Source organism: Pontivivens nitratireducens (assembly GCF_014235845.1).
GTDB classification, from domain to species: domain Bacteria; phylum Pseudomonadota; class Alphaproteobacteria; order Rhodobacterales; family Rhodobacteraceae; genus Pontivivens; species Pontivivens nitratireducens.
This window is the reverse complement of sequence record NZ_JACJUQ010000001.1, coordinates 22,736-35,526: the sequence shown is the minus strand read 5'-3', so window position 1 is coordinate 35,526 and position 12,791 is coordinate 22,736. Positions and strand designations below refer to the sequence as shown.

The window sequence follows — 12,791 nt, the reverse complement described above, 5'->3', positions numbered from 1 at the left end:
GTGCGAGCGTTCCTCGCAGGAGGGTGGCATTTTGGTCGCCCCTGGATGGAGCACCGGACATGCGACGCCTTTACCCTGCCCTTGTGATGTTGGCTCTCACGCAACCGCTGGCCGCGCAGGACGGGCCGCTGATCATAGACGTTCCCAATGCCAACGACGCGCAACGCCCGCCGCTGTTTTCATCCGAAGCGACCGAACAATTGGGAGAGGTCCCTGCCGCCGGCAGGCCGCGTGTCCTCGATCTGACGGACCCGAATCTGACCCCCATGCAACGTGAAATGGCCGCCGATCCGATGCTGGCGCCCGTGATCATCGCCCCTGCTGAAACAGATGGCTCCACGCGAACGATGCCGCCGCTGACACAGATGCGCCGGGACGGTGCCACCCGGATCGAGATGCTGGACCGCTGCGCGGCATTCGAATCCAGTCTGGTGACCATCCTCGCCGCGAACGAGATCAACCCGCAACTTGCCCATGCCCACCGGCAGCGATTTTCACAGTTTACCACCGCCGTGATCGAGGAAAGGCTGGCCGCTGGCCTGTCTCAGGAGGCGGCGGAGCGGGAAAGTGGCGATTCCATTCTGGAAGTCGCCCGGCAATACATGACAGAATGGGAAAACGCGCAAACCCGCACGGGGTCGTATTTCGCCACGCCGCTGCGCAGGCTCGATACGCTTGCCTGTGCCCGGCTGATGCAGGGGGACGCCCCCCTTGAACGCCCGTCATTGAGCGAGCAATTGGGACAGGATGATCCGGAAATGTTCGGAACAGATGAATAAGACAGTCGCCCTACACAGCGCAGTCGCACAGCGACCCCAGCGCAGCCACCTGATTTTCGACCCGGCGGAGGCCCCATGAAACCCACCGACAACCCCGCCGATCCGTTCAAGAAAGCCTTGGCGGAGGCGACCCGAACCCTCGCGGATGAACCGGAAATGAAGGTCACGTATTCCGTGGACCCACCCGGCCTGACCAATGATTCCGCCCGGCTGCCCCAGGTCACGCGGCGCATGACCCGGGACGAGGTCATGCTGGCACGCGGTGTGGCGGATGCCTATGCACTGCGCACACGTTTCCACAATTCCGCGACGCACTCGCGGTATTCGCCGCAGGGGGAAACCGCGCGCGACATCTACGAGGCGATGGAAACCGCCCGGTGCGAGGCCGTGGGCACCCGCGCGATGCCAGGATGTGCGGGCAATATCGACGCCAAGATCGCGGCGGATGCGAAAAAGATGGGATATGGCGATATAACCGAGGCATCGCAGGCCCCGCTCGCCCATGCGGCCGGATACCTCGTGCGGCATCTGGCAACCGGGCGCGATCTGCCGCCCGGTGCGGCGAACGTGATGGAGCTGTGGCGCGGATTTCTGGAGGGTCAGGCCGGCGGAACACTGGGCGACCTTGACGATGTGCTCACCGATCAGAAGGCCTTCGCCCGCTTCTCTCGCAAGGTGATCGACGATCTGGGCTATGGTGAGGAGCTGGGCGACGACCCCGATGGTTCCGACGACCCCGAGGATGAGGGGACCGAGGCCGAGGAGGAGGAAAACCCCCAATCGCAGGACGATCAGGGCGACGAGCAGCAGGACAGCGCCAGCTCCGACGAAACCTCGGAGGAGCAGTCCGAAACCGACCCGGATGCGGCCGAATCGCAAGTTGCGCAGGAGGATGCCGACGACGCGGAAGTGACCGAAGAGGCCCAGATGCAGGAGGGCGAACCCCCCGCCGACACCCCGCCCCCGCCCATCAGTGAGGCGGATCCGGGCTACAAGGTCTACGACACCACCTTCGACGAGGAGATCGCGGCGGAGGACTTGGCCGGGCCGGAGGAGCTCGAACGCCTTCGCGCCTATCTCGATCAGCAGTTGGAACCGCTCAAGGGCGCGGTCAGCCGTCTGGCCAATCGCCTGCAACGGCGGCTTCAGGCGCAGCAGAACCGTTCCTGGGATTTCGATCAGGAGGAAGGCGTTCTGGATGCCGGACGCCTGGCCCGAGTGGTGGCGAATCCGACAATGCCGCTAAGCTTCAAGGTCGAGCAGGACACTGAATTTCGCGATACGGTCGTCACGCTGCTGCTGGACAATTCCGGTTCGATGCGCGGGCGCCCGATCTCCATCGCCGCGATCTGCGCGGATGTCCTCAGCCAGACGTTGGAGCGGTGTCAGGTCAAGGTCGAGATCCTCGGCTTTACCACCCGTGCGTGGAAGGGCGGACAAAGCCGTGAGAAATGGCTGCAAGCCGGTCGCCCGGGAAATCCGGGGCGTCTCAATGACTTGCGCCACGTCGTCTACAAGCGGGCGGATGCCCCCTGGCGGCGGGTTCGCCCGAATCTGGGCCTGATGATGAAGGAAGGCCTGCTGAAGGAGAACATCGACGGCGAGGCGCTGGAATGGGCCCATAAACGCCTGACGGGCCGGCCCGAGGCGCGACGCATCATGATGGTGATCTCGGACGGCGCACCGGTAGACGATTCCACGCTCAGCGCCAATCCTCCGAACTATCTGGAGAAGCACCTGCGCGATGTGATCGCGATGATCGAGCGGCGCAAGCAGGTGGAATTGCTGGCAATCGGCATCGGTCACGACGTGACCCGCTACTATCAGCGCGCCGTCACGATCACGGATGTGGAACAACTGGCAGGTGCCATGACGGAGCAGCTCGCCGCCCTGTTCGAAAGCGACCCCAAGGCCCGGGCCAGGGCTGAACGCCAGCGGCGCTAACCTTCGAGCACGTTGCAGCATCCGGTTCGCGCCAGAAGATCGCGAACCGGTTTGCCGAGATCGGCGGAAACGTAAAGCTCGCGCAATCGCGCCAGACATTTCCCCTGCCAGCGAAACGGTGCGCCGCCAAATCTGCCTGAGGCAAGATCCACGTCGAACCATGTCGCCCCTTTTTCGAGGGCGGCGGCATTCGCCCTGAGAAAAGGCAGATAATCCCCCCCGACGATGGTCAGCAGATCCGTCAGGGTCGATCTGTCATCCGTCCACTCGCCGTGCAAGCCGGACGCATCGTCGATCCGCCGCAGCCAGTGCAGAACCTCGGGCGCGGTATCGTGCATGATCTGCGAGGGGCCGGGATCGCTGGCAAGCTGGCTGAGTTGCCCGTAAAGGGCGAAATCGGCGAGGCTGGGCCGGGAGCCGAACAGGAAGCCCGAGGCGCAGATCGCGCGCATCGCATCCAGAATCGCGCGATAGCCCGCCTCGATCGTCGGTCCGTTTTCAGCCGTGGCCCCGACCATCGGCATCCGCCCCATCTGACGGTTGCGCAAGGTCTGGGACAAGGTGCCCGCCATGGGCTGCGCGATTGCGGCACCGACCTCTGCCGTCAGCCACCCGGTCGCGAAATCGGCGGAGGCCGCATCGCGCCAGCGATACCAGAACATCGCCTTGGTCAGCCATTCGTCGGCCATATCCTCGATCAACGCGCACAGGAACGCGGCATCACCGGGCGGCAGAACGCTGCGTTGGTTGACGATCTCTTGTTCCAGAACCAATGCGATGGAGGTCGAATCAGTCATGTCCCGCCCCATCGGATGCCGCAGCACGGGCAGCAGAATCGGAGAGACATCAACTTTACGTCCGGTCAGTTGCGGCAGTTCAACAATCCAGTCAAAGGGGATCCTGCGATAGCGCATCAAGGCCCGCGTCTTCATCGAATAGGGTGACGCGGTCAGACCGATCAGCTCGTAGCGTGCGCTCACTCCGCGGCCTCTGCCAGCGGCTCACCACCGGCCAGCCGGAACGCCATATCGACATAGCGCGTCGTGATCGCATCGGGCGGCAAGCGGCCGTCATCGCGATACCAGGTGGAGACCCCCGTCATCATCGCGATCATGGCCAGCGTCGTCAGGCGTGTATCCGTGTGGTGAAAAACGCCCTCCGCCGCGCCGCTGATCAGGATTTCCTCCAGGATATGCTCATATGATCTGCGAAGCCGCTCGATTTCAGCGAAATTATCGCAGTCCAGATTGCGCAGTTCCATGTACGAGATGAAAACCTTCTCGGCACGCAGGATATGATAGTCGATGTGGAACCGCACGAAACGCTCCAGCCGTGCGGCGGCGGGCAGATCGGGATCGGGCGCGTGGGCGGCCCAGCTTTCAAGCAGATGTTGCAGATGCCCACTCATGATATCCTTGAGAAGGCTTTGCTTGTCAGGCGTATAGAGATACAGCGCCCCGGCCTGCACGCCGACCTCCCGCGCGATCTGACGCATGGAGACGGCAGCGAAACCATGGCGCGCAATCAGACGGGTCGCGGCCTCCTCGACCATCGCGCGGGTTTTTTCACCACTCGATCCACTTTTCCTCGCCATGCCCCATATCCTTTGCTGCCCCCACCGTAACTGAACGCGTGTACAGGTTACAACATTGGCCAGTTACAACATGCGCCAGTTACAGCGGTGGCTGGTTCCAAAGGCGGCAAGCCACGGGGCAACTCATTCCAGCCGGAATTTGCTTTTCGGATAAACGCCGAGGATTTCGAGTGAGGAGGTGAAATATTCCAGCTCCTCCAACGCGCGCGCGACGGCGGGATCGTCGGGATGGCCATCCACCTCGGCAAAGAATTGCGTCGCGGTGAAGGAGCCGTCGGTCATGTAGCTTTCCAGCTTGGTCATGTTGACACCATTGGTCGCGAATCCCCCCATCGCCTTGTAAAGCGCGGCGGGGATGTTGCGCACACGAAACAGAAAGCTGGTCATCATCGGTCGAGCGGACGGTTCCGGCATCAACCCCTCGGGGGCCATGACGATGAATCGCGTCGTGTTGTTCTGCGCATCCTCGATATGGCGGGCCAACACATCCAGGCCGTAGATCTCGCCCGCCAGTTCCGATGCCAGACCGGCCAGCGCGGCATTGCCCTTCTCCGCCACCGCACGGGCGGACCCCGCAGTATCGGCACCGGTCACGGGCGTGATACCGTAGGCGTTGAGGAATTCGCGACACTGGCCCAGCAGAACGGTGTGACTCATCGCCTCACGCACATCCTCCAGCTTCGCGCCCGGTACGCCCAGAAGGTTGATATGGACCCGCACGAAATGTTCGCCCACGATACGCAGGCCACTCTCGGGCAGAAGCTGATGCACATCCGCAACGCGCCCGTAGGTTGAGTTCTCGACCGCAATCATCCCCAGGTCAGCATTGCCTTTGCGGACAGCTTCTATTGCAGCTTCGAAGGTCGCGCAGGGGAATGGCTCCATATTGGGGTACATTTCCCGGCACGCCTGATGGGAATAGGCGCCCAGTTCGCCCTGAAAGGAGATCAACCCGGTTTTCGTTTGCGTGCCCGTCATTTCATTCGTCCTGCATGGAAAGTCGCGCCGGTAACATGTTGGCGCATGGTCGCGCCTTCTATACCTTGAAAAAGCTGCCGGGGAACGGGTACTACACGCGAGATAGAATTTTCGCGCCCTGCGGTCGCTCCGCTTTGGGTGTGTCAGATTTTCAGGAAGGCACCGTCGCATGGACAGTCTGGAACTAAACAAGATCATCGCAGGCGTTCTGGGCGCCGTGCTGACCCTTCTGTTGTTTTCGTGGGTCGGTGACCTCGTCTACGGCCTGGGTGAAGGCGGGCATGACGAGGCGCACCTCGCCTACGAGATCGCCCTGCCCGAGGGCGACGCCGAAGTCGCCGAGGTCGAAAAAGGCCCGAGCATCGGTGAACTGCTCGTCACCGCATCCGCCGAGAATGGCGAAGGTCTGTTCCGCGCCTGCGCCGCCTGCCACACCGCGACTGAGGAAGCCAACAAGGTCGGCCCCTACCTGCTGAACGTGATCGGCCGCGATATCGCTGCGGTGGACGGTTTCACCTATTCCGATGCGCTGCTCACAATCGACGGGGTGTGGACGGCTGAGAACTTCTCCCACTTCATCGAGAGCCCGCGCGGCTGGGCGCCGGGCACGAAGATGGGCTATAACGGCATGAGCCGCGCCGGGGATCGCGCCGACATCATCGCCTATCTGGTCGAAGCGTCGGGTCAAACCCTCGAAGACTTCATCGTGTTGCCCGAGGAAGAGCCCGCGACCGAGGACGCCGCTATCGAAGACACCGCAACCGAGGATGCAGTCGTGGAAGGCGAGGAAACCCTCGAAGAGACGACCGCCATCGAAGAAGCGCCGACCGAGGAAGCGCCAGTCGAAGAAGAGCCCGAAGAAGCGGTTGAGGACACTGCTGATTCCACCACTGATTCCCTGGTGGAGCCCGCCGAGCAAATGATCGAGGGCGTTGATGCCATCGACGGCGAGGCAGCCGTTGAGGATGACGCCACTGTCGAGGGCGAGGAAGCAGCCGAAGCGACCGACACCGATCTGACGAATGACGCCGAAGTGATCAGCGTTCCCACAGTGATCGAGGAGCAGCTCGAAAGCATCGAGACAGAGCCTGCACCGGTCGAGGGCGTCGCTCCGGTAGAGCAGGAGACCGCGCCGGCGGTGGACGCAATCGAGGAAGAGGAAGCCGCCACGCCAACCGATCCCGCCCCCGCGCGCGAAACCGCACCGGTTGAGACCGCACCGATTGAGGCTGCACCGGTTGAGACCGCACCGATTGAGAGTGGCGCAGCCGACATGCCCGCCTTCATGGCGAATGCCTCCGCCGAGGATGGTGAGCGCGCGTTCCGCGCTTGCCGCGCCTGTCATGTCGTGGAGGAAGGCGTAAACCGCGTCGGACCTTCGCTGTACGGCGTGATCGACCGCGACATCGGCTCCGTCGAGGATTTCAACTACTCCTCCGCCATGGCGGAAAAGGACGGCACCTGGACTTACGAGAACCTCGACGCATACCTGACCGCGCCTCGCACCTGGCTTCCCGGAACCAAGATGGCCTATGCCGGGATGCGTCGTGAGCAGGATCGCGCGAACGTCATCGCCTATCTGGAGGCGGCTTCGCAGTAAGCCTCCCGACCGAGCCCCCAATGAGCGAGAGATCGAAGGCCACCCTGCGGGGTGGCCTTTTTCATGCGATACCCCCCCGAACGGCGTGACAGGAAGGTCCAACGATCACGAAGGCTTCATGGCTTCGCGTCTTGCCCTTACCGGTGCAGCGACCTAACCATTGGGACATTGGTAAATCTCCTATCGCGGAAGGCGACACCGTATGATCAGACTTCGACCGAAGCAGATGAATTCACAGGTTCTGACCAGTGACCCTTCAAAGGCGCGGCGATGGATGAGCGGGCTGGTGGCACTTGCGGTGGGCCTGACGCTCGCCACGACATCGCTGCGCGCGGAGAGCCATGAGGAAATCATCACCGCGCACGGAATTTCCTCGTTTGGGGAATTGAAATACGGGCCGGATTTCGAGCATTTCGACTACGTGAACCCCGACGCGCCCAAGGGCGGGTATTTCACCACCTGGGGCTTTGGCACATTCGATTCGTTGCGTCCCTACATCCTGCTGGGCAATGCGGCGAGTTCAGCGAGCATGCTGTACGATTCGCTCATGACAGGTTCGGCTGATGAGCCGGATGCGCTGTACGGTCTGGTGGCCGAAACCATCGAATACCCCGAAAGCCGCGAGTGGATCATCTTCAACATCCGCCCCGAGGCCCGGTTCCACGACGGCACACCGATCACCGCGCAGGACGTGGCGGATTCCTATCAGGCGCTCTACGAAAAGGGACGCCCGACCTATCGCCTCAGCCTGTTTCGCGATGTCGAGAGTGTCGAGGTGCTGGACGAGCGACGCTTGAAATACACGTTCCACCCGGATGCGCCGCTGCGCGACATGCCCGGCATGGTGGGCGGCCTGCCGATTTTTCCCTCCGCATGGCTGGCGGAAAACGACTTCGCCGAATCGAGCATGGAACCTGTTCCCGGCTCAGGCCCCTACAAGTTGCAGGAGACCGACGGCGGGCGTTACATCCTCTATGAGCGGGTCGAGGATTACTGGGGCGCCGATCTGCCGGTGAATGTCGGTCGGAACAATTTCGATCAACAGCGTATCGAATACTACGCGGATTCAACCGTCGCGTTCGAGCAGTTCAAGGCGCTCGGCTATACCTTCCGCGCTGAGAATTCCTCGCGTCTTTGGGCGACGGCCTACAACTTCCCCGCGATCCAGAACGGGTGGGTCATGCGTGAGGAACTGATCGACGGCACCCCGACCGGCACACAGGGCTGGTGGTTCAACATGCGGCGCGAGAAGTTTCAGGACCCACGCGTCCGGCAGGCCATTGCGATGATGTTCAACTTCGAATGGTCGAACGATTCCCTGTTCTACGACCTGTATCAGCGCACCGACAGTTTCTGGGAAAACTCGTATCTTCAGGCCGAGGGATTGCCCTCGGAGGAGGAACTGGCAGTGCTGGAGCCTGTGCGCGGCATGGTGCCAGACAGCGTGTTCACCGAAGCCGCCTACACCCCCATCGTGTCCGAGCCGGTGCAGTTGGACCGTCGCGTCCTGCGGCAGGCCGCGGCGTTGATGCGCGAGGCCGGCTATTCGTTGCAGGACGGTGTCCTGGTCAATGAAAACGGTGAACCCTTCGTGATCGAATTCCTCAACGACAGCCGTGCGTTCGAGCGGATTATCAACCCCTTCATCCAGAATCTGGAACGCTTGGGAATTCGCGTCGATGCCCCCGTCATTGATCAGGCGCAAGCAGCCGAGCGCGAAAAGAACTTCGAGTTCGATCTGACCGCCCGCCGATACAGGATGGGTCTAACACCGGGGCAGGAGCTGGTCGGCATCTTCGGCTCTACCTCCGCGAACGAGCCGGACACCTCCAACATCATGGGCCTGCAAAACGAGGGGGTGGACCACCTGATCGAACAGATCGCCCATGCGGAGAATCGTGAAGAGTTGAACGTGCGGGTTCGGGCATTGGACCGGGTGCTGCGCAGCCTGCATATCTGGATTCCGCAATTCTACAGCGGCCGTCACTTCATCGCCTATCTCGATGTCTATTCCCGACCCGAGGTGCAGCCGCCCTTCTCGATCAACACAGATGCGTGGTGGTGGGATGAGGACAAGGCCGAGGTTCTGCGCGCGGCCGGGGTGCTCTGATCCATCATGGGGGCCTATATCCTAAGACGTCTGCTGCTGATCATACCCACCCTGTTCGGGATCATGGTGATCAATTTCGCACTGGTTCAATTCGTGCCCGGCGGCCCGATCGAGCAGATCATAGCCGAGATCAATGGCGAGGGCGGCGTCACCGACCGCATCACCGGCGGTGCCGGTGGCGATGTCGGTCAGAGCGGCGATGTGGACTATCAGGGCGCACGCGGCCTGCCCGCTGATTTCATCGCGGAGCTGGAGGCGCAATACGGTCTCGACAAACCGCCGCTGGAGCGGTTCTTCAACATGATGTGGGACTACATGCGCTTCGATTTCGGAGAGAGCTACCAGCGCTCCATCTCTGTTGTCGATCTGGTGCTGGAAAAGATGCCGGTCTCGATCTCTCTGGGATTGTGGTCCACGATGATCGCCTATCTGATCTCGATCCCGCTGGGCATTCGAAAGGCGGTCAGGGACGGATCACGCTTCGACACCTGGACTTCGGGCATCATCATCGTGGCCTATGCGATCCCGGGTTTTCTGTTCGCGATCATGCTGCTGGTCCTGTTTGCGGGCGGTTCGTATTTCCAGATTTTCCCCGCACGGGGGCTGACCTCGGCCAATTTCGATCAGCTGAGCCTGGTGGGAAAGGTGCTCGACTATTTCTGGCACATCGCCCTGCCGGTGACGGCGACGACGATTGCCAGCTTCGCCACTCTGACCCTGCTGACCAAGAATTCGTTCCTCGACGAGATTCGCAAGCAATACGTGATGACCGCCCGCGCCAAGGGGCTGGGCGAACGGCAAGTGCTATACGGACACGTGTTCCGCAATGCCATGCTGATCATCATCGCGGGTTTTCCGGGGCTGTTCCTGTCGGTCTTCTTTGCCGGCAGCCTGATCATCGAAACGATTTTTTCGCTCGACGGTCTGGGGCTGCTCGGCTTTCAGGCTGCGGTGGGGCGCGATTATCCGGTGGTGTTCGGGACGTTGTTCTTCTTCGGTCTGGTCGGTCTGATCGTCGGTATCCTGTCGGATCTGATGTATGTCCTCGTCGATCCGCGCATTGATTTCGAGAGCCGGAATACATGACACTCAATCCCCTGCAAAAACGACGCATCGCGGCGTTCAGATCGAACCGTCGCGCCTTCTGGTCGCTGTGGATTTTCCTCACCCTGTTCGTACTGTCGCTGTTCGCTGAACTGATCGCCAACGACAAACCGCTGGTCGTGTCCTTTCGCGGGGAGATCAGCTTCCCCGTATTCGCGGGCACCTATGAGGAATCGGATTTCGGCGGCGATCCCGGCCTGAACGTCGATTTCAAGGATCGGGCGATCCAGTGCCTGATCCGCACCGGCGGAATCGAGGATTGCTATTACGAGCCGGAGGAAATTCTGGCCGAGGCCGAGAGCGGCACCGTCGCAGGTGCCCCGATCGAGGCTGGCTGGATCGTCTGGCCCCCGATCCCCTATTCCTTCGACACCGTAAACGACGACGTGTTTCGCGCCCCCAGCCCGCCCGACGCCAATCATTGGCTGGGCACCGATGACACGACGCGCGACGTGCTGGCGCGGGTGATCTACGGCGTGCGCACATCACTGTTGTTCGCCATCGCCACGGTTGGAATATCGTCTGTCATCGGCATCGCGGCGGGGGCGATCCAGGGCTATTTCGGTGGCTGGACGGACCTGCTGTTCCAACGCTTCATCGAGATCTGGGGCGGGACACCGTTCCTCTATGTCATCATCATCGCGGCTGCGATCTTCACCATGAATTTCTGGCTGCTGGTCGGCCTGATGTCGCTGTTTTCATGGACAGCACTGGTCGGTGTGGTGCGAGCGGAGTTCCTGCGCGCCCGCAATTTCGAGTATGTCAGGGCGGCACGCGCGCTCGGCGTCAGTGACCGGGTCATCATGTTCCGCCACATCCTGCCGAACGCAATGGTGGCGACGGTGACGTTGATGCCGTTTCTGATCACCAGTTCGATCAGCGGGCTGGCCACGCTCGACTATCTGGGCTTCGGCCTGCCATCCAACTACCCCTCGCTGGGAGAGCTGACATTGCAGGCGAAGGAGAATTTGCACGCAAGCTGGCTGGGCTTCACCGCGTTCTTCACCTTCGCGATCCTGCTGTCGCTGCTGGTTTTCGTCTTTGAAGGGGTGCGGGACGCGTTCGATCCGCGCAAGGTGCTGGCATGAGTTTGCTGAAAGTCGGTAATCTGCGCGTGTCCTTCGGCGAAATGCAGGCGGTCAAGGGCGTCAGCTTCGCAGTCGAGGCGGGTGAAACGGTCGCGCTGGTCGGTGAATCCGGGTCGGGCAAATCGTTGACGGCCCTGTCCACCGTCGATCTGCTGCCGGATGTGGCGACGGTCGAAGGCTCCGTTACGTTTCAGGGGCGCGAAATCATCGGTGCCAGCGACAAGACCCTGCGTGAGATTCGCGGCAACGACATCAGCTTTATCTTTCAGGAACCCCTGACTTCGCTCAACCCGTTGCACACGCTGGAAAAGCAGTTGGGCGAGAGCCTCGCGCTGCACCAGGGGTTGAGCGGTTCGGCCGCGCGCAAGCGGATCATCGAATTGCTCGACCGTGTGGGCATCGTGAACCCGCAGGATCGGTTGAACAGCTATCCGCATGAATTGTCGGGCGGGCAGCGGCAGCGCGTGATGATTGCGATGGCGCTGGCCAATGGGCCGAAGCTGCTGGTCGCGGATGAGCCGACGACCGCGCTGGACGTTACCATTCAGGCGCAGATTCTCGACCTGCTCAAGACGCTGCAACGCGATGAGGGGATGGGCATGTTGTTCATCACCCATGACCTGACCATCGTACGCTCCATCGCGGATCGGGTCTGCGTGATGAAGGATGGTGTGATCGTCGAAACCGGGCCGACGCATCAGGTTTTCGACGATCCGCAACACGATTACACGCGCAAGCTGTTGGGGGCGGAGCCATCAGGCGCCCCTGCCCCGATCCCCGACGATGCACCCGAACTGGTGCGGACCGACGATCTGCGCATCTGGTTTCCGGTCAAGACGGGCCTGCTCAAGCGGACCACCAGCCATGTGAAGGCCGTGAACGCGGCCACGATCCGCCTGCGCGCGGGGGAAACGCTGGGCGTGGTCGGGGAATCGGGATCGGGCAAGACGACGCTGGCCCTGGCGGTCATGCGCCTGATCTCCTCCGACGGGCCGATCGTGCTGCTGGGGCGGGACATTCAGGGGCTGAAGAACCGGGCGCTGCGCCCCGTGCGCGCCGACATCCAGATGGTGTTTCAGGACCCGTTCGGCTCCCTCTCACCCCGCATGAGCGTGGTGGAGATCGTGGCAGAGGGTCTGGGCGTACACGGCACCACGGCCAAGGCGGATCGGCGCCAGCTCGTCGCGGACATGTTGGAGGAAGTCGGGATCGACCCTGCCGCGATGGACCGCTACCCGCACGAATTCTCCGGTGGACAACGACAGCGCATCGCCATCGCGCGGGCGATGATCCTGCGGCCCAAGGTCGTCGTGCTGGATGAGCCGACCTCGGCGCTGGACATGACGGTGCAGGTACAGATCGTGGCGTTGCTGCGCGATTTGCAGGCCCGCTACGGCCTCGCCTATATCTTCATCAGTCACGATCTGAAGGTCGTACGCGCGATGAGCCACCGCGTCATGGTGATGAAGCGCGGCGATGTGGTGGAGGAAGGCGACGTCGCCACGATCTTCGACCGTCCACAACATCCCTATACCCGGCAGTTGATGAGCGCGGCGCTGAAGGGGCATCTCTGACGGGATGCCCCTACGGGTCT

At 62.0% G+C, this 12,791-nt stretch carries 10 protein-coding genes; 7 read left to right on the top strand and 3 right to left on the bottom strand.

Translation table 11 applies throughout. The annotated features are described in order from the left end of the window. The first annotated feature begins 59 nt into the window (after positions 1–59). Together H1S03_RS00165 and cobT are read left to right on the top strand one after the other, a co-directional pair. Positions 60–779 (top strand): hypothetical protein, encoded by a 720-nt coding sequence (locus H1S03_RS00165; protein ID WP_185802634.1) that lies wholly within the window; start codon positions 60–62, stop codon positions 777–779. 75 nt (positions 780–854) lie between these two features. Beyond that, on the top strand, positions 855–2,723 hold the full coding sequence (cobT, locus tag H1S03_RS00160; protein ID WP_185802633.1) for a cobaltochelatase subunit CobT: 1,869 nt from the start codon (positions 855–857) through the stop codon (positions 2,721–2,723). On the opposite strand, the gene H1S03_RS00155 is transcribed toward cobT, so the two are convergent. The 3 genes from H1S03_RS00155 to H1S03_RS00145 form a co-directional block, all read right to left on the bottom strand. Then, on the bottom strand, positions 2,720–3,703 hold the full coding sequence (locus tag H1S03_RS00155; RefSeq protein WP_185802632.1) for a glutathione S-transferase C-terminal domain-containing protein: 984 nt from the start codon (positions 3,701–3,703) through the stop codon (positions 2,720–2,722). The two genes, cobT and H1S03_RS00155, sit on opposite strands and share 4 nt — an antisense overlap. Next, complete coding sequence (locus H1S03_RS00150) at positions 3,700–4,317, bottom strand: TetR/AcrR family transcriptional regulator (protein WP_185802631.1); 618 nt, start codon at positions 4,315–4,317, stop codon at positions 3,700–3,702. Before H1S03_RS00150 ends, H1S03_RS00155 begins: the two co-directional genes overlap by 4 nt. 123 nt (positions 4,318–4,440) lie before the next feature. Further along, entirely contained in the window at positions 4,441–5,295 is an 855-nt protein-coding gene (locus tag H1S03_RS00145) for a prephenate dehydratase (RefSeq protein ID WP_185802630.1), read from the bottom strand. A gap of 169 nt (positions 5,296–5,464) precedes the next feature. On the opposite strand from H1S03_RS00145, the gene H1S03_RS00140 reads away from it, so the two are divergent. The 5 genes from H1S03_RS00140 (at position 5,465) to H1S03_RS00120 (ending at position 12,771) form a co-directional block, all read left to right on the top strand. Then, entirely contained in the window at positions 5,465–6,895 is a 1,431-nt protein-coding gene (locus H1S03_RS00140; protein ID WP_185802629.1) for a c-type cytochrome, read from the top strand. Between the two features lie 202 nt (positions 6,896–7,097). Next, entirely contained in the window at positions 7,098–9,005 is a 1,908-nt protein-coding gene (locus H1S03_RS00135; RefSeq protein ID WP_249777754.1) for an extracellular solute-binding protein, read from the top strand. Positions 9,006–9,011: 6 nt separating this feature from the next. Continuing rightward, positions 9,012–10,091: a microcin C ABC transporter permease YejB gene (locus H1S03_RS00130; protein WP_166193155.1), complete on the top strand. Its 1,080-nt coding sequence runs from the start codon at positions 9,012–9,014 to the stop codon at positions 10,089–10,091. After that, positions 10,088–11,197 (top strand): ABC transporter permease, encoded by a 1,110-nt coding sequence (locus H1S03_RS00125; RefSeq protein WP_185802628.1) that lies wholly within the window; start codon positions 10,088–10,090, stop codon positions 11,195–11,197. Before H1S03_RS00130 ends, H1S03_RS00125 begins: the two co-directional genes overlap by 4 nt. Further along, on the top strand, positions 11,194–12,771 hold the full coding sequence (locus H1S03_RS00120; protein ID WP_185802627.1) for an ABC transporter ATP-binding protein: 1,578 nt from the start codon (positions 11,194–11,196) through the stop codon (positions 12,769–12,771). The genes H1S03_RS00125 and H1S03_RS00120 overlap by 4 nt, the downstream gene beginning before the upstream one ends. Positions 12,772–12,791: the final 20 nt, after the last annotated feature.